The sequence below is a fragment of the Streptomyces sp. NBC_01723 genome, assembly GCF_036246005.1.
Classification (GTDB): Bacteria; Actinomycetota; Actinomycetes; order Streptomycetales; family Streptomycetaceae; genus Streptomyces.
Genome location: NZ_CP109171.1, coordinates 5,701,394 through 5,725,791, shown reverse-complemented (window position 1 = coordinate 5,725,791; position 24,398 = coordinate 5,701,394). Strand labels below are relative to the sequence as shown.

General features: G+C 71.1%; 25 protein-coding genes, 5 tRNA genes and 1 pseudogene. 5 read left to right on the top strand and 26 right to left on the bottom strand.

All coding sequences use genetic code 11. The annotated features are described in order from the left end of the window. Window positions 1-68: 68 nt before the first annotated feature. The 8 genes from rnc to OIE75_RS26620 form a co-directional block, all read right to left on the bottom strand. Window positions 69-899, bottom strand: coding sequence for a ribonuclease III (gene rnc / locus OIE75_RS26655; RefSeq protein WP_051783480.1), 831 nt, complete (start codon window positions 897-899; stop codon window positions 69-71). A 7-nt stretch (window positions 900-906) separates the two neighbouring features. Further along, window positions 907-1,080 (bottom strand): 50S ribosomal protein L32, encoded by a 174-nt coding sequence (rpmF, locus tag OIE75_RS26650; protein WP_003951102.1) that lies wholly within the window; start codon window positions 1,078-1,080, stop codon window positions 907-909. A 2-nt stretch (window positions 1,081-1,082) separates the two neighbouring features. Then, window positions 1,083-1,736: a YceD family protein gene (locus tag OIE75_RS26645; RefSeq protein ID WP_307015300.1), complete on the bottom strand. Its 654-nt coding sequence runs from the start codon at window positions 1,734-1,736 to the stop codon at window positions 1,083-1,085. Window positions 1,737-1,885: 149 nt separating this feature from the next. Next, window positions 1,886-2,998, bottom strand: coding sequence for a cell division initiation protein (locus OIE75_RS26640; protein WP_329472319.1), 1,113 nt, complete (start codon window positions 2,996-2,998; stop codon window positions 1,886-1,888). 121 nt (window positions 2,999-3,119) lie between these two features. Continuing rightward, window positions 3,120-3,599 (bottom strand): pantetheine-phosphate adenylyltransferase, encoded by a 480-nt coding sequence (gene coaD, locus OIE75_RS26635; RefSeq protein WP_307015296.1) that lies wholly within the window; start codon window positions 3,597-3,599, stop codon window positions 3,120-3,122. 26 nt (window positions 3,600-3,625) lie between these two features. Then, window positions 3,626-4,213, bottom strand: coding sequence for a 16S rRNA (guanine(966)-N(2))-methyltransferase RsmD (gene rsmD / locus OIE75_RS26630; protein ID WP_307015294.1), 588 nt, complete (start codon window positions 4,211-4,213; stop codon window positions 3,626-3,628). 104 nt (window positions 4,214-4,317) lie between these two features. Continuing rightward, window positions 4,318-6,540 (bottom strand): ATP-dependent DNA helicase RecG, encoded by a 2,223-nt coding sequence (recG, locus tag OIE75_RS26625; protein WP_329472318.1) that lies wholly within the window; start codon window positions 6,538-6,540, stop codon window positions 4,318-4,320. 41 nt (window positions 6,541-6,581) lie between these two features. Next, window positions 6,582-8,312 (bottom strand): DAK2 domain-containing protein, encoded by a 1,731-nt coding sequence (locus OIE75_RS26620; protein ID WP_329472317.1) that lies wholly within the window; start codon window positions 8,310-8,312, stop codon window positions 6,582-6,584. Window positions 8,313-8,575: 263 nt separating this feature from the next. On the opposite strand from OIE75_RS26620, the pseudogene rpmB reads away from it, so the two are divergent. Next, window positions 8,576-8,686, top strand: a pseudogene (rpmB, locus tag OIE75_RS41480) (50S ribosomal protein L28); the annotation flags it as partial. Between the two features lie 200 nt (window positions 8,687-8,886). Here the strand turns inward: rpmB and thiD are convergent. Both thiD and OIE75_RS26605 read right to left on the bottom strand, forming a co-directional pair. Next, the gene (thiD, locus tag OIE75_RS26610) at window positions 8,887-9,684 is read right to left on the bottom strand and encodes a bifunctional hydroxymethylpyrimidine kinase/phosphomethylpyrimidine kinase (protein WP_329472316.1); all 798 of its coding nucleotides are present in this window, start codon (window positions 9,682-9,684) and stop codon (window positions 8,887-8,889) included. Continuing rightward, the gene (locus tag OIE75_RS26605; protein ID WP_064730013.1) at window positions 9,681-10,649 is read right to left on the bottom strand and encodes a thiamine-phosphate kinase; all 969 of its coding nucleotides are present in this window, start codon (window positions 10,647-10,649) and stop codon (window positions 9,681-9,683) included. Before OIE75_RS26605 ends, thiD begins: the two co-directional genes overlap by 4 nt. A gap of 227 nt (window positions 10,650-10,876) precedes the next feature. On the opposite strand from OIE75_RS26605, the gene OIE75_RS26600 reads away from it, so the two are divergent. Beyond that, complete coding sequence (locus tag OIE75_RS26600; protein WP_122617661.1) at window positions 10,877-11,110, top strand: Lrp/AsnC ligand binding domain-containing protein; 234 nt, start codon at window positions 10,877-10,879, stop codon at window positions 11,108-11,110. Window positions 11,111-11,337: 227 nt separating this feature from the next. Here OIE75_RS26600 and OIE75_RS26590 read toward each other — a convergent pair whose 3' ends face one another. The 3 genes from OIE75_RS26590 to OIE75_RS26580 all read right to left on the bottom strand — a co-directional run bounded on the left by OIE75_RS26590 (window position 11,338) and on the right by OIE75_RS26580 (window position 14,398). Further along, window positions 11,338-12,495 (bottom strand): D-alanine--D-alanine ligase family protein, encoded by a 1,158-nt coding sequence (locus tag OIE75_RS26590; RefSeq protein WP_329472315.1) that lies wholly within the window; start codon window positions 12,493-12,495, stop codon window positions 11,338-11,340. 92 nt (window positions 12,496-12,587) lie between these two features. Next, window positions 12,588-13,598, bottom strand: coding sequence for an NAD(P)H-dependent glycerol-3-phosphate dehydrogenase (locus tag OIE75_RS26585; RefSeq protein ID WP_307015284.1), 1,011 nt, complete (start codon window positions 13,596-13,598; stop codon window positions 12,588-12,590). Further along, entirely contained in the window at window positions 13,595-14,398 is an 804-nt protein-coding gene (locus tag OIE75_RS26580) for a lysophospholipid acyltransferase family protein (protein WP_307015282.1), read from the bottom strand. The genes OIE75_RS26585 and OIE75_RS26580 overlap by 4 nt, the downstream gene beginning before the upstream one ends. Window positions 14,399-14,541: 143 nt before the next feature. Here OIE75_RS26580 and cofC point away from each other — a divergent pair, with 143 nt between their 5' ends. Then, window positions 14,542-15,180, top strand: coding sequence for a 2-phospho-L-lactate guanylyltransferase (gene cofC / locus OIE75_RS26575; protein ID WP_329472314.1), 639 nt, complete (start codon window positions 14,542-14,544; stop codon window positions 15,178-15,180). Window positions 15,181-15,189: 9 nt separating this feature from the next. Further along, window positions 15,190-15,393: a hypothetical protein gene (locus OIE75_RS26570; protein WP_122617656.1), complete on the top strand. Its 204-nt coding sequence runs from the start codon at window positions 15,190-15,192 to the stop codon at window positions 15,391-15,393. A gap of 87 nt (window positions 15,394-15,480) precedes the next feature. Here OIE75_RS26570 and OIE75_RS26565 read toward each other — a convergent pair whose 3' ends face one another. The 4 genes from OIE75_RS26565 to leuC all read right to left on the bottom strand — a co-directional run bounded on the left by OIE75_RS26565 (window position 15,481) and on the right by leuC (window position 18,808). Then, window positions 15,481-16,137: an HU family DNA-binding protein gene (locus OIE75_RS26565; RefSeq protein ID WP_307015279.1), complete on the bottom strand. Its 657-nt coding sequence runs from the start codon at window positions 16,135-16,137 to the stop codon at window positions 15,481-15,483. A 137-nt stretch (window positions 16,138-16,274) separates the two neighbouring features. Beyond that, the gene (locus OIE75_RS26560; RefSeq protein ID WP_122617654.1) at window positions 16,275-16,505 is read right to left on the bottom strand and encodes a hypothetical protein; all 231 of its coding nucleotides are present in this window, start codon (window positions 16,503-16,505) and stop codon (window positions 16,275-16,277) included. 273 nt (window positions 16,506-16,778) lie between these two features. Beyond that, window positions 16,779-17,372, bottom strand: a complete 594-nt coding sequence (gene leuD, locus OIE75_RS26555; RefSeq protein ID WP_329472313.1) for a 3-isopropylmalate dehydratase small subunit — start codon at window positions 17,370-17,372, stop codon at window positions 16,779-16,781. Window positions 17,373-17,377: 5 nt separating this feature from the next. Then, window positions 17,378-18,808, bottom strand: coding sequence for a 3-isopropylmalate dehydratase large subunit (leuC, locus tag OIE75_RS26550; RefSeq protein WP_307015276.1), 1,431 nt, complete (start codon window positions 18,806-18,808; stop codon window positions 17,378-17,380). Between the two features lie 198 nt (window positions 18,809-19,006). Between leuC and ndgR the strand changes: the two genes are divergently transcribed. Then, entirely contained in the window at window positions 19,007-19,723 is a 717-nt protein-coding gene (gene ndgR, locus OIE75_RS26545; RefSeq protein WP_053137572.1) for an IclR family transcriptional regulator NdgR, read from the top strand. 167 nt (window positions 19,724-19,890) lie between these two features. Here ndgR and OIE75_RS26540 read toward each other — a convergent pair. From OIE75_RS26540 to OIE75_RS26500, 9 genes are all read right to left on the bottom strand, one after another. Next, window positions 19,891-19,963: transfer RNA gene (locus OIE75_RS26540), tRNA-Glu, on the bottom strand. Between the two features lie 44 nt (window positions 19,964-20,007). Continuing rightward, a tRNA-Gln gene (locus OIE75_RS26535) sits at window positions 20,008-20,079 on the bottom strand. Window positions 20,080-20,099: 20 nt separating this feature from the next. Beyond that, window positions 20,100-20,172 (bottom strand) — tRNA-Glu (locus tag OIE75_RS26530). Between the two features lie 29 nt (window positions 20,173-20,201). Continuing rightward, window positions 20,202-20,274, bottom strand: a tRNA-Glu gene (locus OIE75_RS26525). A 22-nt stretch (window positions 20,275-20,296) separates the two neighbouring features. Beyond that, a tRNA-Gln gene (locus OIE75_RS26520) sits at window positions 20,297-20,368 on the bottom strand. Between the two features lie 93 nt (window positions 20,369-20,461). Next, window positions 20,462-21,196, bottom strand: coding sequence for an HAD family hydrolase (locus OIE75_RS26515; RefSeq protein WP_329472312.1), 735 nt, complete (start codon window positions 21,194-21,196; stop codon window positions 20,462-20,464). A 211-nt stretch (window positions 21,197-21,407) separates the two neighbouring features. Continuing rightward, window positions 21,408-22,895, bottom strand: coding sequence for a glutamate--tRNA ligase (gene gltX / locus OIE75_RS26510; protein ID WP_307015273.1), 1,488 nt, complete (start codon window positions 22,893-22,895; stop codon window positions 21,408-21,410). Continuing rightward, window positions 22,888-23,673, bottom strand: coding sequence for a fumarylacetoacetate hydrolase family protein (locus OIE75_RS26505; RefSeq protein ID WP_307015271.1), 786 nt, complete (start codon window positions 23,671-23,673; stop codon window positions 22,888-22,890). Before OIE75_RS26505 ends, gltX begins: the two co-directional genes overlap by 8 nt. Window positions 23,674-23,810: 137 nt before the next feature. Next, window positions 23,811-23,999: a hypothetical protein gene (locus OIE75_RS26500; protein ID WP_064730001.1), complete on the bottom strand. Its 189-nt coding sequence runs from the start codon at window positions 23,997-23,999 to the stop codon at window positions 23,811-23,813. Between the last annotated feature and the right edge of the window lie 399 nt (window positions 24,000-24,398).

Below are 24,398 nucleotides of genomic sequence, written 5' to 3'. Positions count from 1 at the left end.
GTGGTCGGACGACGAGCCGAACGCCCGCCCCGGAGGTGGGGCGGGCGTTCGGGCCGTGCGGTGGATGGTCAGGCGGAGGCGGACGCCTCGTCGGGGTCCACGTCGACGGCGTTCGCCGTCGCCTTGGCACGCTCGTCCGCCGCGGCCCGGATGGACCGCCACGCGGATTCCGCGGCCTGCTGCTCCGCCTCCTTCTTGCTGCGGCCGGTGCCGGTGCCGTACGAGACGCCTCCGACGCGGGCGGCAGCAGTGAAGGTCTTCTCGTGGTCGGGGCCGGTCTCCGTGACCAGGTACTCGGGGACACCGAGCCCTTCGGTCGCGGTGAGTTCCTGGAGGCTGGTCTTCCAGTCCAGGCCGGCACCGAGGTTGGAGGACTTCTCGATCAGCGGGTCGAACAGGCGGTGCACCAGTTCGGAGGCCGCGTCGAGGCCCTGGTCGAGATAGACCGCGCCGATCACCGCTTCGAGGGTGTCGGCGAGGATGGACGCCTTGTCCCGGCCGCCCGTGCCCTCTTCACCGCGGCCGAGCCGGATGAAGGAGCCCAGTTCGAGCCCGCGGCCCACCTCCGCCAGCGCACGCGAGTTGACCACCGCGGCCCGCAGCTTGGCCAGCTGGCCTTCGGGCAGGTCGGGGTGGGTGCGGTACAGCGTGTCCGTGACGACGAGGCCGAGGACGGAGTCACCGAGGAACTCCAGCCGCTCGTTCGTCGGCAGACCGCCGTTCTCGTACGCGTAGGAACGGTGGGTCAGTGCACGCACCAGAAGGGCGGACTCGAGCTGGTAGCCGAGCCGCCCTTCCAGAAGCGTGTGGGACGAGGCCTGGGTGTCCGCCTTCTTCTTGGCGGGTGGGTCCGCCTTGGCGTCTTCCGCCTTCTTGGGGACTGACACAGTGCCTCTCACCAGCCGCTCAGACCTCGAGGACCTGGCGCTTGTTGTAAGTGCCGCAAGACGGGCACGCGATGTGCTGCTGCTTGGGCTCGTGGCAGCGCTCGCACGCAACCAGGGTGGGGACCGCAGCCTTCCACTGCGACCGGCGGTGGCGCGTGTTGCTGCGCGACATCTTCCGCTTCGGAACAGCCACGGCTACTTCTCCTGCTTCTCGGCGGCGTCCGCGGATCCTGGCGCGTCGCCGCTCATCTCGTCCTTCTCGCCGTCTTCGAGTGAACCGGCGAGTCCCTGCAAAGCCGCCCAACGGATGTCGACGGCGTCGTGGTGGTGGTCCGGGTCGTCCGCCAGGCGTGCTCCGCACTCGGAGCACAGACCCGGGCAGTCTTCCCGGCACACCGGCTGCATCGGCAGTGCGAGCACCACCGCGTCGCGCAGCACGGGTTCGAGGCCGATCAGACCGTCCTCGATGAAGAGCCTGTCCTCGTCGTCCTCGGCGTCGTCGCCCGGTTCCGCCGCAGGGCGGCCCCGGTCGTCGGCGTCAGGGTACGAGAACAACTCCTGGAAGTCCGCTACGAGCTGCTGCTCAAGCGGCTCCAGACACCTTACGCACTCCCCCTCGGCCGTGGCACGGGCGGTGCCTGTGACGAGCACCCCTTCCATGACCGACTCGAGTCGGAGATCGAGTTCCACCGGCGCGCCTTCCGGCACTCCGATGACTCCCTGGACACCGAAGTCCTTGGGAGCGTCGACCGTGCGGGTCAGGCGCTGGAGCGCACCGGGCCGCCGTCCCAGCTCGTGTGTGTCGAACACGAGGGGGTCGCGGTGGTCGAGGCGCGCGTTCAGAACCATTCCTGCTTTCGGTCTTCGTAGCTCGGGGATGCCGCCCTCCGGTGTTTCCAGGGCAGCGGCGATCGCGGACGTACGCGCGACCGAAGAGCCAGGATACTGGACCATTCGCTCACGGCCCAATCCGGACCTGCGGGGCCCGTGGGACGGCCCTAGACTCCGCGGCCCTGCTCGTAGGCCCGCAGCTGTTCGGCGCTGATCATGCTGGTGTCGAAGAGGCTGGTCTCGTCGAGCGCCTGCGGCTGGACCTGCTGGGGCTGCTGGGGCTGCTGGGGCTGGGCGTAGCCGTGCTGGGGGTCGTAGGGCTGCTGCTGGGCGTCGTAGCCCTGGTAGGCATACGGGTCGCCGGCCTGCTGCTGGTAGCCGTACGGGTCCTGACCGGCGCCGTAGGCCTGCTGGTAGGCGGCGTACGGGTCGGGCTGCTGCTGCGCGTAGCCGTAGGCCGGCTCCTGCGCGGGCATGTCCGGCACGGCCTGGGCCGGGATCTGGGCCGCGGTCGGCTGCGGCTCGCCGTACTCGGGCTGGCGGGGCCGCTCGGCGGGGGCGTCCGACAGGGCCGCGAGGCCGGCCAGGTAGTCGGCGTCGCTGGAGTGCTGGACGGTGGTGGAGTCGTCGGCGAGGGCGCCGAGGTCGTCGGTGGCGATCCGGCCGTGCAGCTTCTGGCGGCCCCGGCCGACCGCCTCCAGGGTCTTGGCCAGCACCGCCTCGAAGGCGCCGAGCTTGGTGTCGACGTAGGTGTCGGCGTCGCGGCGCAGGGTCTCCGGGTCGTGGCTGCGCTCGGGGGCGTCCTCGTCCTCGTAGCCGTTCTCGTCGAGGCCGGGTCCGGTGCCGAGCAGCTTCTCGCGGCCGCGGCCCACCGAGCCGAGGGTCTTGGTGAGGACGACCTCGAAGTTGGCGAGCTTGGAGTCGACGTAGTCGTCGGCCTCGGCGCGGACCTCCTCGGCCTCCTGGCGGGCCTCGGCGAGGATCCGGTCGGCCTCCGCCTGGGAGCGGCGGGCGACCTCGGTGTCGGCGATCAGGGAGCCCCGCTCGGCGTGCGCGGTCTCGATGATCCGGTCGGCCTCCTGGCGGGCCTGGGCGACCATCTGCTCCCGGCCGCCGAGCAGTTCCTGGGCCTGGGCGAGCGAGCCGGGCAGCTCGGCGCGCAGCTCCTCCAGCGTGGCGAGCAGTTCCGCGCGGTTGACCACGCACGAGGCCGACATGGGCATGGCGCGGGCCCCGGAGACCATCGCAGTGATCTCGTCGAGCTTCTTCTGGACGTCCACCGTGTGCTCGCCACTCTCTACAGCTGTGTTGGAGACGGACGGGACGACTGTACGACCCTGGGGTGTCCCCGGGACACCGGGTGACGGATTGTCAGTCTCCGGAGGCGGTACGGCGGGCGGTTCAGCGCTTCTTCAGGCGCTCGGAGAGGACGTCGAGCACCAGCGGCGGCACCAGGTGGGACACGTCGCCGCCCCAGGTCGCGACCTCCTTGACCAGCGAGGACGACAGGAAGCTGTAGGTGGGGTTGGTGGGGATGAAGAGGGTCTCCACGCCCGAGAGGCCGTTGTTCATCTGGGCCATCTGCAGTTCGTAGTCGAAGTCGCTGACCGCGCGCAGGCCCTTGACGATGGCCGGGATGTCGCGCTGCTTGCAGAAGTCGACGAGGAGGCCGTGGAAGGACTCCACACGCACGTTGCCGTACTCGGCGGTGACCTGGCGGATGAGGTCGATCCGCTCCTCGATCTCGAACAGGCCCTTCTTCGCCTGGTTGATCATCACGGCGACGTAGACCTCGTCGTAGAGGCTGGAGGCCCGGGCGATGATGTCGAGGTGTCCGTTGGTGATCGGGTCGAACGACCCGGGACAGACGGCACGGCGCACTTGAATTCCCTCGCTCTCCGGTCCGGTCATCGTGCGTCTTCGCACGTAGAGGCGGCGCGACCGTACCAAAACGTTCCCTCGCCGTAGCGGCGGGCACGGATCGCCTCGAAGCCGTCCGGCCAGCCGAATTCCCCGCCTCTGGTGCTGCGCTCCACGGTGACGAGCGCTTCCCCGGCGAGCCAGCCTTCCGTACGGAGTGTGAGCAGGATCTCCCGAAGATCGTCGTCCGAGACGGCGTACGGCGGGTCCAGGAAGACGATGTCGTAAGGCTCCCCGGGGGCGGGGGTGCGGATGGTCTGCTCCGCCTTGCCCGCCCGGACCTCGGCGCCGGGCAGGCCGAGCGCCTTGACGTTCTCCCGGACGGTGCGGACGGCGCGGGCGTCGGCCTCGACGAGCAGGACGTGTCCCGCGCCCCGGGACAGCGCCTCCAGGCCGACGGCGCCGGAACCGGCGTACAGGTCGAGGACGCGCTCCCCGTCCAGCGGGCCGCCGAGCAGGGACTGCCACGTGGAGAAGAGTCCCTCGCGTGCGCGGTCGGAGGTGGGGCGGGTGCCGGTTCCCTGCGGGACGGTGAGGCGGCGTCCGCCGGCTTTGCCGGCGATCACTCGGGTCATCTGTGGTCCTTGGTTGTGAGCGACTCTACGTTCAGTGTGGCTGGTCGCGCCCACGCGGCGGAGCCGCACATCGGCACAGCCACGCGCCCCTGGGTGGGTGGTGCTCAGCCCTTTTCCAGGTACTGCTCCCTCTGCTCGTCCAAGAGTGCCTCCAGCGCCGTCTTCAGTCCGGGCAGGCCGGTCAGCTCCGGGTCGGTGGCCACCAGGGCCGCGGCCTCCTGTCGTGCCTCCGCGATGATCTCCTCGTCCTCGATGACGGCGAGGACCCGCAGGGAGGTGCGGGCACCGGACTGGGCCTGGCCGAGGACGTCGCCCTCCCGGCGCTGTTCGAGGTCGATGCGGGAGAGCTCGAAGCCGTCGAGGGTGCCGGCGACCGCGTTCAGCCGCTGGCGGGCCGCGCTCGCTTCGGGCATCTCGGTGACCAGCAGGCACAGACCGGCGGCGGAGCCGCGACCGACCCGGCCGCGCAGCTGGTGCAGCTGGGAGACGCCGAAGCGGTCCGCGTCCATGATCACCATCGCGGTGGCGTTGGGGACGTTGACACCGACCTCGATGACGGTCGTGGCGACCAGCACGTCGGTCTCCCCGGCGGCGAAGCGGCGCATGACCGCGTCCTTGTCGTCGGGCTGCATACGGCCGTGCAGGATCTCGACCTTGAGGCCCTGCAGGGCGCCCTTCGCCAGCTGCTCGGCGATGTCGATGACGGCCAGCGGGGGCCGCTTCTCGGCGTCGTCCTCCGGCGACTTCCGCGGGGCACCCTTCTTGCCGGGGTCGTCCTCCTCGTCGCCGATGCGCGGGCAGACGACGTACGCCTGGTGGCCGTTGGACACCTCCTCCCGGACCCTTTCCCAGGCCCGGGAGAGGAAGTGGGGCTTGTCGGCGGCCGGGACGACGTGGCTGGCGATCGGGGACCGGCCGGCCGGGAGCTGGTCCAGGACCGAGGTCTCCAGGTCGCCGAAGACGGTCATGGCGACGGTGCGCGGGATCGGGGTGGCGGTCATGACGAGCAGGTGCGGGGGCTGCTTCCCCTTGCCGCGCAGGGCGTCGCGCTGCTCGACGCCGAAGCGGTGCTGTTCGTCGACGACGACCAGGCCGAGGTCGTGGAACCGCACCTTGTCCTCGATCAGCGCGTGCGTGCCGATGACGATGCCGGCCTCGCCGGTGGCCAGGTCGAGCAGGGCGTGCCGCCGGGCGGCGGCGCCCATGGACCCGGTGAGCAGCACCACCTTGGTGGCGTGCTCGGCACCGCCCAGCATTCCCCCCTCGGCCAGCTCCCCCATCATCTCGACGACCGACCGGTGATGCTGCTGCGCGAGCACCTCGGTGGGCGCGAGCATCACGGCCTGTCCACCCGCGTCGACGACGGCGAGCATGGCGCGCAGGGCCACCATCGTCTTCCCGCTGCCCACCTCCCCCTGGAGCAGCCGGTGCATCGGGTGGTCGGTGGCGAGGTCGTCGAAGATTTCGCGGGAGACCTTCTGCTGGCCGTCGGTGAGGGTGAAGGGGAGGCGGTCGTCGAAGGCGGTGAGCAGGCCGTCCTGGGCGGGTTTGCGGGGGACGGCGGGGAGTTGGGTCTCGGCGTGGCGGCGGCGGGCCAGCGCGACCTGGAGGACGAAGGCCTCGTCCCACTTCAGGCGGGCGCGGGCGTCCTCGATGTCGGCCTTGGTGTGCGGGCGGTGGATCTTGAGGAGGGCCTCGGGCAGGGAGACCAGGCCCCGGCCCTCGCGCAGGGAGCCGGGGAGCGGGTCGACGGCCTCCTGGGCGCTCGGCAGCACCGTCTGGATCGCCTTGCCGATCTTCCAGGACTCCAGTTTGGCGGTGGCCGGGTAGAGGGGGATGAGGGCGCCGGCCCAGGACTCGACGCTCTCGCTCGCTTCGTCGCCATCGTCGGCGCGCAGCAACTCGTACGCAGGATGGGCCAGTTGCAGGCGGCGGTTGAAGACGGAGACCTTGCCCGCGAACATCGCGCGGGTGCCCGGCAGGAGTTCCTTGTGGGGCTTGTGGACGCCGTTGCCGAAGAAGACCAGTTGGAGGCGGCCGCTGCCGTCCGTGATGGTCACCTCCAGGCGCTGCCCCTTGCCGCGCGGGGCCCTGGACGAGGCGAAGGTGTGCAGCCGGGCGTCGGCGACCTGGGCCACCACCGTGACGTGCTCGTCCATGGGCAGGTCGGCGAGGTGGGTGAGCTGGCCGCGCTCCTCGTATCTGCGGGGGTAGTGGTGGAGGAGGTCGCCGACGGTGTGCAGGCCGAGGTGCTCGGCCATCACCTTCGCGGTGGCGGGGCCGAGGACCTTCTTCAGGGGTTCTCGCAGTGCGGGCACGAGATCCATTGCACACCACGCCACTGACAACGGTCGCGGGAAGCGCCGTACTACTCCACGCCGACCAGCAGCAGCGCCCCCTGCCGGCCGCCCCGGTGGACCACGGTGTCGACCGCGAGGTACGCCTCGCGGACCCGGGCCTCCAGGTGTTCGGTGACGGTCCCGGGCACCTCGTCGCCGAGGACCAGGGTGACCAGCTCGCCGCCGGCCGAGAGCATCCGGTCCAGGACGGTCGCCGCGACCTCCGTGACGTCCGCGCCGATGACCGCCACGTCGCCGTCGATGAGGCCGAGCACGTCACCGGCCTGGCAGATGCCCGCCGTGGTCCAGGACCGGTGTTCGGCGACGGTGACCTCGGCGTAGCGGGTGGCGCCGGCCGCGGAGGTCATCGCCACCACGTCCTCGTCGAAACGCCGCTCGGGTTCGTGCACGGCGAGCGCGGCGATGCCCTGGACCGCGGAGCGGGTGGGGATGAGGGCGACCCTGACGCCTTCGGCACGGGCCTGCTCGGCGGCCGCGGCGGCGGTGTGGCGCAGCTCGGCGTCGTTGGGCAGCAGGACGACCTCGTGCGCGTGCGCCCTCCGTACGGCCTGGACCAGCTCCCCGCTGGCGGGCGGCTCCCCGGGGCGGGCGAGCAGGGTGGTCGCGCCGGCCTCGGCGTACAGCCCGGCCAGCCCCTCCCCCGGTACCACGGCCACCACGGCGCGGCGGCTCCGTTCCCGGGGCGGGCGGCCGGTCCCGGCGGTGTGGACGTCACCGTGCCCGAAGTGGGTGATACGGATCCGGTGGGGCCGCCCGGCCTCGACGCCCGCCTCGACGGCGGCGCCCGCGTCGTCGACGTGCACGTGGACGTTCCACAGCCCGTCGCCGCCGACCACGACGAGCGAGTCCCCGAGCGCGTCGAGCCGCTGCCGCAGCCGCGTGACGGCCGCGTCCTCGGCCTCCAGGAGGTAGATCACCTCGAAGGCGGGCTCGTCGCGGCGGTCGGCCTCGGTCACCGCGCACTCCCCCGCGAGGGCCTCGTCGCCCGGCGCCGGGGACGCTTCCGGCGGGACGCCCTCGTGCGGCTCCACGCGCGCGTGCGTGACGGCGGCCACTCCCGGGCCGGGCGCCCGCCCGGTGAACGTCTCCACCAGGGCCCCGAGGACCGTCACGAGCCCGTGTCCGCCGGCGTCGACCACTCCGGCGCGCTCCAGGACCGGCAGCTGGGCCGGGGTGGCGGCGAGCGCCGCGCGAGCACCCTCGTAGGCCGCGCGGGCCACCTCCGCGCAGTCGCCCTCCGCGTCGTCGGCCGCGTCGGCGGCGGCGGAGGCGACGGTCAGGACGGTGCCCTCGACCGGGTGGGCCACGGCCTGGCGGGCGGACTCGGCCGCGTTCCGCAGGGCCAGCCGCAGGCCGGGGCCCTCGGTGTGCGCGGACTCACTCCGCGCGGTGAGCACCTGGGCCATGCCGCGCAGCAGCTGCGCGAGGATCGTCCCGGAGTTGCCCCGCGCGCCGATCAGCGCTCCGTGGGCCATCGCGCCGACGGTCTCCGTCAGCGAGGGGCCGTCGGCGGCCTCCGGCGCCCCGTCGTCCAGCTCGTGCGCCGCGAACACGGCCTCCACGGCCGCGACGGCCGATTCGAGGGTCAGATAGAGGTTCGTGCCGGTGTCCCCGTCCGCGACGGGATAGACGTTGATCGCGTCGATCTCCTCGCGCGCCCGTCCCAGCGCGCGCAGCGACAGACCGCACCAGGTACGCACCGCCAGAGCGTCGAAGAACCTCTGCGGCACCTGCGCCACCTGTGCCTCCCTGAGCTGCCGGCCGTGGCTGGCAGCGTAGACCTTGGGCGGGTGCCCGGCGGAAGAGGGCCGGGGCGGGCCCCTGAGCTGCCGTGGTAGTTTCGTTGTACGGGAGCAGCCGTTGTATGCTGCTCCGGTTGCCCGATCCCGATCGGGCCATCCCCCTGGCACCGCCACTCAGATCCCGGACCGTCGAGTCCGAGAACTTGATCCCGGCATGCCGGGATCAACCGTAAGTGCATCTGAAGTCTTTGGAGTGACCCGTGGCTGCCAACTGCGACGTCTGCGGCAAGGGGCCGGGCTTCGGCAACAACATCTCGCACTCCCACCGCCGTACGCCCCGTCGCTGGAACCCCAACATCCAGCGCGTGCGTACCGTGGAGGGCGGGACGCCGAAGCGCGTGAACGCTTGCACCTCGTGCATCAAGGCCGGCAAGGTCTCGCGCTGACGCGTCAGCTGAGCGCGCGGCCACTGCCTGGTCCGCTGCAGGGAGCCGGTCCACCTCGGGTGGACCGGCTTTTTGCCGTGCTCACAGGCCACGTTCGTAGGTCACACTCGTAGGTCACGCGCGGCTCAGGCGGTGCCCCGCCCGAGCGCCCAGCCGTGATCCACCGGCCCGATCCCGTCGCCGAGCGCGAACCCGGCCCCGATCGCCCCGGTGACGTATGCCTTCGCCCCGGTCACCGCATCCGGCACCGACCGCCCCTTCGCCAGGCCGCACGCGATGGCCGACGCGAGGGTGCAGCCCGTGCCGTGCGTGTGCCGGTTGTCGAGGCGCGGGGCGCGCAGCCAGTGCTCCTCGGAGCCGTCGGTGAGCAGGTCCACGGCCTCGCCGCGCAGGTGGCCGCCCTTGATCAGCGCCCAGCGCGGCCCGTACTCCAGCAGGGCGGCGGCCGCCCGGCGCAGGTCGCCCTCGGACTCGACGCGTACGCCGGTCAGTTGCGCGACCTCGTCGAGATTCGGGGTGGCGACGGTGGCCACCGGCAGCAGCTTGGTGCGGACCGAGTCCAGGGCGGAGGCGGCGAGCAGCGCGTCCCCGTGCTTGGAGACGCCGACCGGGTCGACGACGGCCGGGGCGTCCGTGCCGCCGAGCAATTCGGCGACCGTCTCCACCAGTTCCGCGGAGGCGAGCATCCCGGTCTTGACCGCCTGGACGCCGATGTCGTCGACGACGCTGCGGTACTGGGCCCGTACCGCGTCCACGGGCAGCTCCCAGGCGCCCTGCACGCCGAGGGAGTTCTGCGCGGTGACCGCGGTGAGCACGCTCATGCCGTGCGTGCCGAGGGCGAGCATGGTCTTCAGGTCGGCCTGGATGCCGGCGCCGCCGCCGGAGTCGGAGCCGGCCACGGTGAGCACCAGGGGCGGCCTCATGCCTCGACCTCCCCGCCGAAGTGGTCCCAGCCGCCCTTGCTGGTCCAGGGGGCCCCGTCGACGGTCACCTGGGGCAGCGCGGAGGGGTTGAGGACCTCGCCGATGACCTTCCAGCGGGCGGGCAGCTTCACGTCCGGCGGGAAGGTCGCCACGATCGCGTGGTCCTCTCCCCCGGTGAGCACCCACTGCATGGGGTCGACACCGACGGCCTGCCCGATGTCGTTCATCTGGGACGGGATGTCGATCTGGCCGGAGCGGACGTCGATCCTGACCTTGCTGGCCTCGGCGATGTGCCCCAGGTCGGCGATGAGCCCGTCGCTCACGTCGCACATGGCGGTGGCGCCGAGCCCGGCCGCGGCCGGACCCGCGTGGTACGGGGGCTCGGGGCGCCGGTGGGCCTCGACGAAGGCGCGCGGCGAGCGGAAGCCGCGGGACAGCACGGCGAACCCGGCGGCGGACCAGCCCAGCCAGCCGGTCACCGCGACGAGGTCGCCGGGCTGGGCGCCGCCCCGGGTGACGGGCTCCTGGTTGCGCAGGTCGCCCAGCGCGGTGATGGAGACGGTGATGGTGTCGCCGCGCACCACGTCGCCGCCGACCACGGAGGCGCCGGCCACCTGGCACTCGTCGCGCAGGCCGTCCATCAGCTCGGTCGGCCAGGTCACCGGCAGTTCGGCGGGGACGACCAGGCCGAGCAGGAGCGCGGTCGGCACCGCGCCCATGGCGGCGATGTCCGCGAGGTTCTGCGCGGCGGCCTTGCGGCCCACGTCGTACGCGGTGGACCAGTCCCGGCGGAAGTGCCGCCCCTCCACGAGAATGTCGGTGCTGGCCACCACCCGGCGGTCGGGCGCGGCCACCACCGCGGCGTCGTCGCCGGGTCCCACCCGGACCGCCGGGGTGGTGGTGAGACGGGAGGTGAGCTCCCTGATGAGCCCGAACTCCCCCAGCTCACCAACAGTGCCCTTCATCGCCTTGGCTCCCCTTCTGTCCCTGTCCGTGCCCGGTCGCGCGTCATCTCTGTCCTCGTTACGGTCGAAATGACCGTCGCCACGGTCGGCGTGATCGTCAACTCGTGTCATTCCGCCACCCCGGCGCGCGGGGCCCGCGGCCCACGGGTCTCCCCGCGGAGAGCGGCTACGCGATACCGTGGCGTTCCTTTTCCCCACATGATCCTCGTGGCCGCTCTGGAGGTTCCGTGGTACAGGCGTACATCCTGATCCAGACGGAGGTCGGCAAGGCGTCGACCGTCGCCGAGACGATCAGCAAGATCCCCGGGGTGATCACGGCCGAGGACGTGACAGGACCCTACGACGTCATCGTGCGCGCCCAGTCCGACACCGTCGACGAACTCGGTCGCATGGTGGTCGCCAAGGTCCAGCAGGTGGACGGCATCACACGCACACTGACCTGCCCCGTGGTTCATCTCTGACCCCCCTTCCGCCCGCTCGCTCTCGTACTGTTGATCGCCGCCGTCGGCTGCTCCTCAGCAGACGACAGCGGGTCGGCGGCGGTTCCCGGCCCGGGCCCCGGTCACGAAGCTGTGGCGGAACCCGGACAACACGCTGCCGCCTGCGGGCCGGGGAAACCCGCTGATCATACTGCGAGAAGGCGACCCCCGAGGGGGTCGCCTTCTGTAGGTGAGCGGGGCGGCAGACGTCAGCGCAGCCCCGTCGGGCGCCGCAGCGCCGCCTGGACCAGCCGGTCCACCAGCTCCGGGTAGCCGACACCGCTCGCCTGCCACATCTGCGGGTACATGGAGATGGGCGTGAATCCGGGCATGGTGTTGATCTCGTTGATCACGAACTCGCCGTCCTCGGTGAGGAAGAAGTCCGCGCGCACCAGCCCCTCGCAGGAGGCCGCGTCGAACGCCGCGACGGCGAGGCGCTGGACTTCGGCGGTCTCCTCGGGCGTCAGCGGGGCGGGCACGATGCCGGGGGTGGAGTCGATGTACTTGGCCTCGAAGTCGTAGTACGCGTGCTCCGAGGGCGGCGGGATCTCGGCGGGGACGGAGGCCCGGGGGCCGTCCTCGAACTCCAGCACCCCGCACTCGATCTCCCGGCCGCGCAGGGTCGCCTCGACCAGGATCTTCGGGTCGTGGCGCCGGGCCTCCTCGATCGCCTCGTCGAGTCCGGCCATGTCGTCGACCTTGGTGATGCCGATCGAGGAACCCGCGCGTGCGGGCTTCACGAACAGCGGCCAGCCGTGCTCGCCGGCGAAGTCGACGATCTTCCCGCGGGCGCCGGAACGGTCCTGCTCCCACTCGCGGGGCCGGATCACCACGTACGGGCCGACCTTCAGCCCGTAGGAGGCGAACACCGCCTTCATGTACTCCTTGTCCTGGCCGACGGCCGAGGCGAGCACGCCCGCGCCGACGTAGGGCACACCGGACAGCTCCAGGAGTCCCTGGAGGGTGCCGTCCTCGCCGTACGGGCCGTGCAGCACGGGGAAGACGACGTCGACCTCGCCCAGCGCCTTGGGCACCGCGCCGGGTTCGCTGTAAACGACTTCGCGGTTGGCGGGGTCGACGGGCAGCACCACGGCGCCCTCGGCCGACTCGGCCAGTTCCTCGACGTCGGGCGTACGGCGCTCGGAGATCGCCATGCGTTCCGGTTCGTCGGCGGTGAGGGCCCAGCGGCCGTCCCTGGTGATGCCGATCGGCAGGACGTCGTACTTGGTCCGGTCGATGGCCGCGAGGACGGCGCCGGCGGTGACCACGGAGATCCCGTGTTCGGAGCTGCGCCCGCCGAACACGACGGCCACACGCGGCTTGCGAGGCGGCTGCTCGGGGCTCTGGGGGAGGTTCTCGGTGCTCATATCGCGTTGAGAGTACCCGCCCGTAGGGCCGCGAGACAGCGTCGGCGGGGCCGCGTGGCGCGGGTGGCGCCCGGGGTGCCGTCCGGTGTCGCTCAGCGTCGTTCGGGCTTCGCGCTGCGCGACATCAGCTCCTTGACCGCGACGACCGGGGGCTTGCCCTCGTGCACGATGGCGACCACGGTCTCGGTGATCGGCATGTCGACGCCGTGCCTGCGCGCCAGATCCAGCACCGACTCGCAGGACTTGACGCCCTCGGCGGTCTGCTTGGTGACCGCGATGGTCTCCTGGAGGGTCATGCCCTTGCCCAGGTTGGTGCCGAAGGTGTGGTTGCGGGACAGCGGGGACGAGCAGGTCGCCACCAGGTCGCCGAGCCCGGCCAGTCCGGAGAAGGTCAGCGGGTCGGCGCCGAGGGCGACCCCGAGGCGGGTGGTCTCGGCGAGGCCGCGGGTGATCAGGGACCCCTTGGCGTTGTCGCCCAGGCCCATGCCGTCCGCGATGCCGACGGCCAGCCCGATCACGTTCTTCACGGCGCCGCCCAGTTCGCAGCCGACGACGTCGGTGTTCGTGTACGGGCGGAAGTACGGCGTGTGGCAGGCGGTCTGGAGGCGCTGGGCGACGGATTCGTCGGGGCAGGCGACCACGGCGGCGGCCGGCATGCGGGCGGCGATCTCGCGGGCCAGGTTGGGCCCGGTGACCACGGCGATGCGCTCGGCGCCGACCTTGGCGACGTCCTCGATGACCTCGCTCATCCGCATCGCGGAGCCGAGTTCGACGCCCTTCATCAGCGACACCAGGACCGTGTCGGGCGCCAGCAGCGGCGTCCAGGCGGCGAGGTTGGCGCGCAGCGTCTGGGAGGGGACGGCGAGGACCGTGAAGTCGGCGTCGCGCGCGGCCTCGGCGGCGTCGGTGGTGGCCCGCAGGCCGGCGGGGAGTTCCACGCCGGGCAGGTAGTCCGGGTTGGTCCGGGTGGAGTTGACTGCGTCGGCGAGGTCGGCGCGGCGCCCCCACAGGGTGACGTCGCACCCCGCGTCGGCGAGGACCGTGCCGAAGGCGGTGCCCCAGGATCCGGTGCCGAAGACGGCCGCCTTGACCGGCTTGCTCACGTGCTCTGCCCTTCTGCCTGCGTTCCCCGCGTCCGTGCCGGCGCCTTCTGCGACTGCGACGGTGTCTGCGACTGCGTACGGCGCCGCTGCTCGATCCGCTCGCGGCGCGGGTCGTAGGGGGTCCGGGGTGCCCTCTCGCCCCGGATCTCCTCCAGGTGGCCGGTGACGGCGGCCATGATGACCTCGGTGGCCTCCTTCAGCAGCTCCGCGGTCATCTCCCGGTCGTAGAACCGCGAGAGGTCGACCGGCGGCCCCGCCAGCACGCGATGGGTCTTGCGCGGTAGGAGGTTCGGCTTCTTGGCGTAGGGCGGCAGCAGTTCGTTGCAGCCCCACTGGGCGACCGGGATCACCGGGCACTTGGTCTGCAGGGCGACGCGCGCGGCACCGGTCTTGGCGGTCATCGGCCAGCCGTCCGGGTCGCGGGTGAGGGTGCCCTCGGGGTAGAAGGCGACGCACTCGCCGCGCTCCACGGCCTCGATCGCGGCCCGGAAGGCGCTGAGGGCGTCCGTGCTCTCGCGGTAGACGGGGATCTGTCCGGTGCCCCGCATCGCGGCGCCGACGAAGCCCTTCTTGAAAAGGCCGCTCTTCGCCAGGAATCGGGGGACGCGCCCGGTGTTGTACTGATAGTGCGCGTACGCGAAGGGGTCCACGTGCGAATTGTGGTTCACGGCGGTGATAAATCCGCCGTCGGCCGGAATGTTCTCCATTCCCCGCCAGTCCCGCTTGATCAGAACCATGAGCGGCGGTTTGCAGATCACCGCGGCCAGGCGGTACCAGAAGCCGATTCTGCGGCGGGGCACGCTGACACCTTTCCTCCAGGGCCTGGGGCCGGACAAGTGTCGCCCCGGGCCGCCCGTCTGTCGAGAACACCGTACGCCCCGGCGAGTGAACCGCCAGGTCTCCCAGGTGACAATGACGGCGACGAGAGAAGGACGGAACGCTCGTGCAGTGGACCTTGGTCGTACCCGTGAAGCCCCTCGCCCGGGCCAAGAGCAGGCTGTCGGACACCGCGGACGACGGGGTCCGGCCGGATCTCGCGCTGGCGTTCGCCCAGGACGCCGTGGCAGCCGCGCTGGCCTGCCCGGCGGTCGCGGATGTGGCAGTCGTCACGAACGACGCACGGGCCGGGCGGGAGCTGGCGGCGCTCGGCGCGGCCCTCGTCACGGACGAGCCCCGGGGCGGTCTGAACGCGGCGCTGGCGCACGGCGCCGCGACGGTCCGCGCGGCACGTCCCGGAACTCCGGTGGCGGCACTCAACGCGGATCTCCCCGCGTTGCGGCCGGCGGAATTGGCGCGGGTCCTGGCGGCGGCCGGGCAATTCTCGCGCGCTTTTCTCCCGGACGCGGCCGGAATCGGCACGACCTTGCTGACCGCAGTGACGGGCGTCGAATTGTCCCCGGCATTCGGTCCGGATTCCCGGGTCCGCCACCGGGCGTCCGGCGCGGTGGAACTGTCCCTCGGCGCGGTGGATTCCGTACGGCAGGACGTCGACACCGGCGGTGATCTGCGCTCCGCCCTGGCACTGGGGGTGGGGCCCCGGACGGCGGCGGTGGCGGCGCGGTTGCTGATCGCCGGGCAGTAGGCTGCCGCCATGCAGGCGACCGCGTACACGTACGACCCCGAAAGCCGCAGCGGGCAGGTACTGCTCGACGACGGCACGCCCGTGCCCTTCGACGCGGCGGCGTTCGACGCGGGGGGCCTGCGGCTGCTTCGGCCGGGTCAGCGGGTGCGGATCGAGACGGAGGGGGCGGGCGAGGACCGCCGGATCACGCTGGTGACGCTCCAGACCCTCTGAACGACCTGGGAAAACGCCGCGGGCCGGACTCCGAGAGGGAGTCCGGCCCGGCGCGTGAGAGCCCTGTTCGCCCGCTGCCGCCGGCTGCTACTTCTTGCGGGCGGTGGCCTTCTTGGCGGTGGTCTTGCGGGCGGTCGACTTCTTGGCCGGGGCCTTCTTGGCGGTCGCCTTCTTGGCGGGAGCCTTCTTCGCCGCGGTCTTCTTCGCCGTCGCGGTGGTCTTGGCCGCGGTCTTCTTCGCCGCGGTGGTCTTCTTCGCCGCGCCCGTGGCCTTCTTCGCCGCTCCGGTGGCCTTCTTGGCCGCGGTCTTCTTCGCCGCGGTGGTCTTCTTCGCCGCTCCCGTGGCCTTCTTCGCCGCGGTCTTCTTGGCGGCGGCCTTCTTGCCCGCGGCCTTGGAGATCGTGGCCGACGGACCGGACAGGCTGCCCTTGGGGGCCTTCTTGACCGCGATGTCGTTCTTCGGGAGCTTCTTCGAGCCGCTCACCAGGTCCTTGAAGCCCTGACCCGCGCGGAAGCGCGGCACCGAGGTCTTCTTGACCCGAACCCGCTCGCCCGTCTGGGGATTGCGGGCGTAGCGGGCGGGACGGTCGACCTTCTCGAAGGAACCGAAGCCGGTGACCGAGACCCGGTCGCCCGAGACCACGGCACGGACGAGGGCGTCCAGGACCGCGTCGACGGCGTCGGCGGCCTGCTGCCTGCCGCCCACCTTGTCGGCAATCGCTTCTACGAGCTGCGCCTTGTTCACGTCTTCCCCTTCGGAGACATCGCCAGAACGAATGTGTTCAAGCTTTTTCGCACGTTAGGCAGATATATACCGCAAATCAAACACGAAACGGGCTAATCACCCTTGTGCCGCAACGGACTCGGGCCGCCCCGGCCTGTTCAGCCGTCCTCTTCGGGGAATCGACCCTCGTCGAGGTCGGCGGTGAACCGATCCAGGCGCCTTGCCGCACCGGCGAGATCGTGTTTGGCCGCGGCCGTAATGACCAGCAGCTTCCGGGTCAGCGCCATCCGTACGCCCTCCGGGACTTGCAGTGCGCGCACTCTTGTGTGCGCTTCCTTGAGCCGGACCGCGACCGCCGCATAGAGCTCGAGTTGGCCGTCGTGGTCCATGCACAGATTGTGCCATCTGGGGCGAGTTGTCGCCTGCGCAGGGGGCAACTGCCGCCCCGAACGGCCTTCCGGGCTCTCCCGGAACCCGCGCCTCCAGAACCTCTGTACCCCGGCAACCAAGCCTCTAACGTGGGAAGTTGTGCGCCTCACCACTGACGGGCGCCCGCCGCCCGAACCAAAAACGGCCGTACCCCCGATCGGGCTGATCGGGGGTACGGCGGGGGTGTTGGGTGGCCGAAACTCGACCTTGCGGGAGCCTCTGCGGGCCCGGGGTCAGACCTGGATGGTCTGCGGCTTGTACGAAGGGCGCTTGGCCTCGTACGTGGCGATGTCCGCCTCGTTCTGGAGGGTGATCGAGATGTCGTCCAGCCCGTTCAGCAGCCGCCAGCGGGAGTTCTCGTCCAGCTCGAAGGAGGCCGTGATGCCGTCCGCCCGGACCTCGCGGGCCTCCAGGTCGACGGTGATCTCCGCCTGCGGGTCCTGCTCCGTGAGCGCCCACAGCGCGTCCACGATCTTCTGGTCGAGGACCACGGTGAGCAGGCCGTTCTTCAGCGAGTTGCCCCGGAAGATGTCGGCGAAGCGGGAGGAGATCACGGCCTTGAAGCCGTAGTTCTGCAGCGCCCAGACGGCGTGCTCACGGGAGGAGCCGGTGCCGAAGTCGGGGCCGGCCACCAGGACCGTGGCGCCCTGGCGCTCGGGCTGGTTGAGGACGAAGGACCCGTCCTTGCGCCAGGCCTCGAACAGCCCGTCCTCGAACCCGTCCCGGGTCACCTTCTTGAGCCAGTGGGCGGGGATGATCTGGTCGGTGTCGACGTTGCTGCGGCGCAGCGGGACGGCCCGGCCGGTGTGCGTGGTGAATGCTTCCATGACTCTCAGACTCCAGCGGGCGTGGGGACGTCGGCGGCGGACAGGTCGGCCGGGGAGGCCAGGTGGCCCAGGACCGCCGTCGCGGCCGCGACCTGCGGCGACACCAGGTGGGTACGGCCGCCCTTGCCCTGCCGCCCCTCGAAGTTGCGGTTGGAGGTGGAGGCGGAGCGCTCGCCGGGGGCCAACTGGTCCGGGTTCATGCCCAGGCACATCGAGCAGCCCGCGTGCCGCCATTCGGCGCCGGCCTCCTTGAAGACCACGTCCAGGCCCTCGGAGACGGCCTGCAGGCCCACCCGCGCGGAGCCCGGGACGACCAGCATCCGTACGCCGTCGGCGACTTTGCGGTCCTTGACGATCTCGGCGGCGGCGCGGAGGTCCTCGATGCGGCCGTTGGTGCAGGAACCTACGAAGACGGTGTCCACGTTGATGGAGCGCAGCGGCTGACCGGCCTCCAACCCCATGTACTCCAGGGCCTTTTCGGCGGCGAACCGCTCCGAGGCGTCTTCGTACGAAGCCGGGTCGGGGACGGCGGCGGAAAGCGGCGCGCCCTGCCCCGGGTTGGTGCCCCAGGTGACGAACGGGGACAGCTCGGCGGCCTCGATGACGACCTCGGCGTCGAACTCGGCGTCGTCGTCCGTGCGCAGCGTCTTCCAGTACGCGACCGCCGCGTCCCAGTCCGCGCCCTCGGGGGCGTGCGGGCGGCCCCGGAGGTAGTCGAAGGTGGTGGCGTCGGGGGCGATCATGCCCGCGCGGGCGCCGGCCTCGATCGACATGTTGCAGATGGTCATGCGGGCCTCCATCGAGAGCTTCTCGATGGCCTCGCCCCGGTACTCCAGGACGTAGCCCTGGCCGCCGCCGGTGCCGATCTTCGCGATGATCGCGAGGATCAGGTCCTTGGCGGTGACGCCGTCGGGCAGTTCGCCGTTGACCGTGATGGCCATGGTCTTCGGACGGGCCAGCGGCAGCGTCTGGGTGGCCAGCACGTGCTCGACCTGGGAGGTGCCGATGCCGAAGGCCAGCGCGCCGAAGGCGCCGTGCGTCGAGGTGTGCGAGTCGCCGCAGACCACGGTGGTGCCGGGCTGGGTCAGGCCCAGCTGCGGGCCGACCACGTGTACGACGCCCTGCTCGACGTCGCCCAGCGGGTGCAGCCGGACGCCGAACTCCGCGCAGTTCTTGCGCAGCGTCTCCAGCTGGGCCCGGGAGACCGGGTCCGCGATGGGCTTGTCGATGTCGAGTGTCGGGGTGTTGTGGTCCTCGGTGGCGATGGTCAGGTCGAGCCGCCGCACCGGGCGGCCGCTCTTGCGGAGGCCGTCGAAGGCCTGCGGGCTGGTCACCTCGTGCAGCAGGTGCAGATCGATGAAGAGGAGGTCGGGCTCGCCTTCGGCGCGCCGGACGACGTGGTCGTCCCAGACCTTCTCCGCGAGTGTCCTACCCATCGCTTTCCCTCCGGCCGGCGACGAAGCGTCGGCCCAACTAGAGATCTTTGGGGAAGCGGCGCCCGCACCCCTGTGTTTCCGGGCAACCGCCACCAGGCCCTTACGTCACGGGCCGTTGTGACTTCGTGCCATCCAGGGTGGCGCGTTCCATGGAAAATTGAACTTGCGTTTCACAGAGTGAGACGGGAGTATCGTTTCATGGACAACAGTAGCGGCGTCGGCGTTCTGGACAAGGCGGCCCTCGTCCTGAGCGCTCTGGAGTCCGGCCCGGCCACCCTCGCGGGATTGGTCGCTGCGACCGGACTGGCACGACCCACGGCTCACCGCCTGGCCGTGGCACTGGAACACCACCGCATGGTGGCGCGCGACATGCAGGGCCGTTTCATTCTCGGCCCGCGCCTGGCCGAGCTGGCCGCGGCGGCCGGCGAGGACCGGCTGCTGGCCACCGCGGGCCCGGTGCTCACCCACCTCCGCGACGTCACGGGCGAGAGTGCTCAGCTCTACCGCCGCCAGGGCGACATGCGCATCTGCGTGGCCGCGGCCGAGCGTCTGTCGGGCCTGAGGGACACGGTCCCGGTCGGCTCCACGCTCACCATGAAGGCCGGCTCCTCGGCGCAGATCCTGATGGCCTGGGAGGAGCCCGAGCGCCTGCACCGCGGCCTCCAGGGGGCCCGTTTCACGGCGACGGCGCTGTCCGGCGTGCGGCGGCGCGGCTGGGCCCAGTCGATCGGCGAGCGGGAGCCGGGCGTCGCGTCCGTCTCGGCGCCGGTGCGCGGCCCCTCCAACCGCGTGGTGGCGGCCGTGTCCGTCTCCGGCCCCATCGAGCGCCTGACGCGCCACCCGGGCCGGATGCACGCCCAGGCGATCATCGACGCCGCCGGCCGCCTCTCGGAGGCGCTGCGCCGCACGGGCTGACCGGCACCTTCCCCTGCGTGACCGGGGACGGGCCCGCCTCAACGCCGCGGCGGGCCCTCCCCCGGTCAGGGCCCCGACCGAGCCCGGGACGCCGAACCGACGCGGATGTACGGGGATTTGGGAACGCCAGAAGGCCCTCCGCCGAAGCGGAGGGCCTTCTGATCTCGTACCCCCGACCGGATTCGAACCGGCGCTACCGCCTTGAGAGGGCGGCGTGCTAGGCCGCTACACAACGGGGGCGTGGATCTTGCGGGCGTTTCATGCTCTATCGCCGCAGATCCGAGCTGGTCTACCAGGACTCGAACCTAGACTAACTGAACCAGAATCAGTCGTGCTGCCAATTACACCATAGACCAATGTGGTTTAGACCAGTTCGTACCCCCGACCGGATTCGAACCGGCGCTACCGCCTTGAGAGGGCGGCGTGCTAGGCCGCTACACAACGGGGGCCCTAGCGATCGTCTCGTGAGAGATCACCGTACCCCCGACCGGATTCGAACCGGCGCTACCGCCTTGAGAGGGCGGCGTGCTAGGCCGCTACACAACGGGGGCATTGCAGATATAGCTCTGCGAGCTGGCCTACCTGGACTCGAACCAAGACTAAGTGAACCAGAATCACTCGTGCTGCCAATTACACCATAGGCCACTGGAACGCAAGCCCCTGATGGGGTTTCGCTCTAGCGTCGCGCTTCCGGTTCCCGGCCCTTTCGGCCCGCTCCTCGGCGGCGCAGGAAGAACATTACCCGAAGGTGGACGGGGCTCCAAAACGGGTATCGGCGCCGAGCAGCGCGGGGAGTTCGGAGAGGGAGGCGATACGGCGCGGCCCCTCCGGCGGTTCCACCGTCGCGTAGACGCCGCCCCGGTCGATCCACACGGAGAGCAGCCCGGCCTCGGCGGCGCCGCGTCCGTCGATCTCCGGGTGGTCGCCGACGTAGGCGACCTCGGCCGGGGGGAGAGCCAGGGCGTCGCAGGCCGCAAGGAAGGCGGCGGGCTCGGGCTTGGAGACGCCCAGCTCGGCGGCGCACAGGATGGTCTCGAAGCGGTCGTGCACACCGAGGACGCGCAGCTTGCGGTCCTGGACGGTGAGGCTGGAGTTGGAGAGCACCGCGTGCCGGTGGCTGCCGGCGAGGGCGTCGAGGACGGGCACCACGTCAGGGAAGAGGGACCAGACGGCCTCGTAGTGCGTGACGTAGCGCTGGAACCACGCGTCGGCCTCGGCCTCGGTCAGCTCCGGCCGGCCCAGGAACTCGCGGATGCGGTCGCGCCGCTGTGTGACGAAGTCCACCTCACCGGCGGAGAAGCGCGCCCACTGCCGGTCGGTGATCTGCCGCCAGCGCACGAGGGCCTCCTCCGCCGACCCGTACCCGGCGAGAAGCCCTTCGGCCACCAGGTGGGCCCGCATTCCCTCGCGGTCGGCGGTGGTGTAGTCGAAGAGGGTGTCGTCGACGTCCCATACGACGGCTTTGATCGGCATGGGACCCAGCCTAGACAGCGAGAGCGGCGGGCCGGGCCGTTTCGCCACCGGCTGCCGGGCGGCGAGGCCCTCGGTCTCGATGAGCACCCGCGGGGACTCGCATCCGCAGGCCGGGCAGAGCCCTGACCTCGGACAGCCGGCCGGCCCGGCCGGGGTGGGGCAAGGGCGGCACCCGTGCGGGTGCCGCCCTCTACGCACTCGTGCTCGTGCGTTACGCGGCCGTGAGCCGGGCCAGCGCGGTGTCGATCCTGGCCAGTGCCTTCTCCTTGCCCAGGACCTCCAGGGACTCGAAGAGGGGCAGGCCGACGGTGCGGCCGGTGATGGCGACGCGGACCGGGGCCTGGGCCTTGCCGAGCTTGAGGCCGTGCGCCTCGCCGGCGGCCAGGACAGCCTCCTTGAGGGACTCGGGGGACGTCCAGTCGGCCGCGTCCAGCTTCTCGCGGGCGGTGACGAGCAGGGCGTCCGAGCCCTCCTTCATCGCCTTCGCCCAGCTCGCCTCATCGAGGACCGGCTCCGGCAGGAACAGGAAGTCGACGTTGTCCGTGATCTCGGAGAGGACCTTGAGGCGGGTCTGCGCGTGCGGCGCGATGGCCTGCCACTTGGTCTCGTCGAAGTCCTCGGGCGCCCAGGGGGCCGCCGGGGCCTTCAGCCACGGGCGGCAGCGCTCGGTGAAGTCCTTCACCGGCAGCAGCCGGATGTGGTCGCCGTTGATCGCCTCGCACTTCTTCAGGTCGAAGCGAGCCGGGTTGGGCTGCACGTCGGAGACGTCGAAGGCCGCCACCATCTCGTCGATCGTGAAGATGTCCTGGTCGGCGGAGAGCGACCAGCCGAGCAGGGAGAGGTAGTTGAGCAGGCCCTCGGGGAGGAAGCCGCGCTCGCGGTAGAGGTTCAGGCTCGACTGGGGGTCGCGCTTGGAGAGCTTCTTGTTGCCCTCGCCCATGACGTACGGGAGGTGGCCGAAGGCCGGGATCTCCTTGGCGATGCCCAGCTCGGTCAGCGCCTTGTACAGGGCGATCTGGCGCGGGGTGGAGGAGAGCAGGTCCTCGCCGCGCAGGACGTGGGTGATCTCCATCAGGGCGTCGTCCACCGGGTTGACCAGCGTGTAGAGGGGGGCGCCGTTGGCGCGGACGATGCCGTAGTCCGGGACGTTCTCGGGGAGGTAGGTGATCTCGCCGCGGACCAGGTCCGTGAAGGTGATCGCCTCGTCGGGCATCCGGAAGCGGACGATGGGCGCGCGGCCCTCGGCCTCGTACCCCTCGACCTCGGCGTCGCTCAGGTCGCGGCAGTGGCCGTCGTACCCGGAGGGCCGGCCGGCCGCGCGGGCGGCCTCGCGGCGGCTGTCCAGCTCCTCCTGGGAGCAGTAGCAGCGGTAGGCGTGGCCGGCGGCGAGCAGCTTCTCGGCGACGTCCTTGTAGATGTCCATGCGCTGCGACTGGCGGTACGGCGCGTGCGGGCCGCCGACCTCGGGGCCCTCGTCCCAGTCGAAGCCCAGCCAGCGCATCGCGTCGAGCAGCTGGGTGTACGACTCCTCGGAATCGCGGGCCGCGTCGGTGTCCTCGATGCGGAAGACCAGCGTGCCCTGGTGGTGCCGGGCGAACGCCCAGTTGAACAGGGCGGTGCGCACCAGACCCACGTGGGGGTTGCCGGTGGGGGACGGACAGAAACGTACGCGTACGGGTGAGCCGGGTGCGCTAGCCACGCTTGACAACCTTGTTGGTGAGAGTGCCGATGCCTTCGATGGTGACGGCGACCTCGTCGCCGACGTTGAGGGGGCCGACGCCGGCCGGGGTCCCCGTGAGGATCACGTCGCCGGGGAGCAGCGTCATGGCCTCGGAGATGTTGACGACCAGGTCCTCGATGGAGTGGATCATCTCGCTGGTGCGGCCGAGCTGCCGCTGGGCGCCGTTGACCGTGAGCTGGATGGTCAGGTCGGCCGCGGCGGCGAGGTCGATGTCCGTCTCCACCCAGGGCCCCAGCGGGCAGGCGGAGTCGAAGCCCTTCGCCCGGGCCCACTGCTTCTCGCGGCGCTGCACGTCGCGGGCGGTGACGTCGTTGGCGCAGGTGTAGCCGAAGATCACGTCCTGCACGCGGTCGCGCGGGACCTCGCGGCACATGCGGCCGATGACGACGGCGAGTTCGGCCTCGTGGTGCAGTTCCTCGGAGAAGGAGGGGTACTGGATGGCGTCGCCGGGGCCGATCACCGAGGTGGACGGCTTGAAGAAGGCGAACGGGGCGTCGGGCACCTCGTTGCCGAGTTCGCGGGCGTGTTCGGCGTAGTTGCGGCCGAAGGCGACGACCTTGTTCGGGAGCACCGGCGGCAGCAGCCGCACCTTGCTCAGGGGCACCTTGGTGCCGGAGAGCTCGTAGTCCCCGAACGGGATGCCCTTGATGATGTCGAGGACGAGCTGGTCCGGCTGGTCGCCCTCGACCGCGCCGAAGGCGACGTTCCCGTCGATGGAGAACCTGGCGATGCGCACGGGTTGCTTGGCCCCTTGACTGAGCTGGCTGGAGTCTGACGCCCCAGGCTAACGCGGCGCGCCCGTCCGGCATGATCCGCCGGACGGGCGCTTGGTGCTCTCGGTGCCGCCTGAACGGGCGGCCCCGGGGTGACGTACTACTCTGCGACGGCGGCCCCGACCGGTACCTCCATGAGGACGGTGCGCCGGGGGTTGGCGGTCTGGGCGGGGAGCTCGACGGCGTGCTCCGGCTGCTCCTGCGTGCGCAGGTCGTCGGCGTCGTCGAGGTGCGCCAGCGTCGTGCGCCGCGGGTTGGCGATCTGGTGGAACATCATCGTCGTCTTCACGGTTGTGGGAGGCCCTGTCTGGTCCGGGCGCCCGAGGGGCTGCGATGACCCCTGCGAGGGCGCGGGTTGTCGGTTTTGCCTTCTCTGTAAAGCGTCAGGCTAAACATGCAATTCCCCGGCAACTCGGGGAGGGCTCGCGATCTGCGTGTGAGTTTGCTCACTTATCAAGGGTCAAACCGGTCAATTGCGACTCCAGTGACACCAGGACCAATGAGACATTTCACCGCTGAAGCCCTCATTCCGCTCCTGATCATCGCGACTGGGACACCCTCCGCACCTCGACAACTCGCGGGCATACGTCCCTTTTGCGGGTGATCATCTTCTACGTCTGGTGACTCGGCCCTCACGTGCTGTCACGTATCTCACGCCGTACCCCACGGGCCTTGTTGGAGATCCTGC

What these genes read in the sequence shown, in the direction of transcription:
- OIE75_RS26645 (WP_307015300.1), bottom strand. Translation starts at nt 1,736, where the DNA reads ATGGTTCTGAACGCGCGCCTCGACCACCGCGACCCCCTCGTGTTCGAC.
- rsmD (WP_307015294.1), bottom strand. Translation starts at nt 4,213, where the DNA reads ATGACCCGAGTGATCGCCGGCAAAGCCGGCGGACGCCGCCTCACCGTC.
- recG (WP_329472318.1), bottom strand. Translation starts at nt 6,540, where the DNA reads ATGGATCTCGTGCCCGCACTGCGAGAACCCCTGAAGAAGGTCCTCGGC.
- thiD (WP_329472316.1), bottom strand. Translation starts at nt 9,684, where the DNA reads ATGAGGCCGCCCCTGGTGCTCACCGTGGCCGGCTCCGACTCCGGCGGC.
- OIE75_RS26605 (WP_064730013.1), bottom strand. Translation starts at nt 10,649, where the DNA reads ATGAAGGGCACTGTTGGTGAGCTGGGGGAGTTCGGGCTCATCAGGGAG.
- OIE75_RS26590 (WP_329472315.1), bottom strand. Translation starts at nt 12,495, where the DNA reads ATGAGCACCGAGAACCTCCCCCAGAGCCCCGAGCAGCCGCCTCGCAAG.
- OIE75_RS26570 (WP_122617656.1), top strand. Translation starts at nt 15,190, where the DNA reads ATGCAGGCGACCGCGTACACGTACGACCCCGAAAGCCGCAGCGGGCAG.
- OIE75_RS26560 (WP_122617654.1), bottom strand. Translation starts at nt 16,505, where the DNA reads ATGGACCACGACGGCCAACTCGAGCTCTATGCGGCGGTCGCGGTCCGG.
- leuD (WP_329472313.1), bottom strand. Translation starts at nt 17,372, where the DNA reads ATGGAAGCATTCACCACGCACACCGGCCGGGCCGTCCCGCTGCGCCGC.
- leuC (WP_307015276.1), bottom strand. Translation starts at nt 18,808, where the DNA reads ATGGGTAGGACACTCGCGGAGAAGGTCTGGGACGACCACGTCGTCCGG.
- ndgR (WP_053137572.1), top strand. Translation starts at nt 19,007, where the DNA reads ATGGACAACAGTAGCGGCGTCGGCGTTCTGGACAAGGCGGCCCTCGTC.
- OIE75_RS26515 (WP_329472312.1), bottom strand. Translation starts at nt 21,196, where the DNA reads ATGCCGATCAAAGCCGTCGTATGGGACGTCGACGACACCCTCTTCGAC.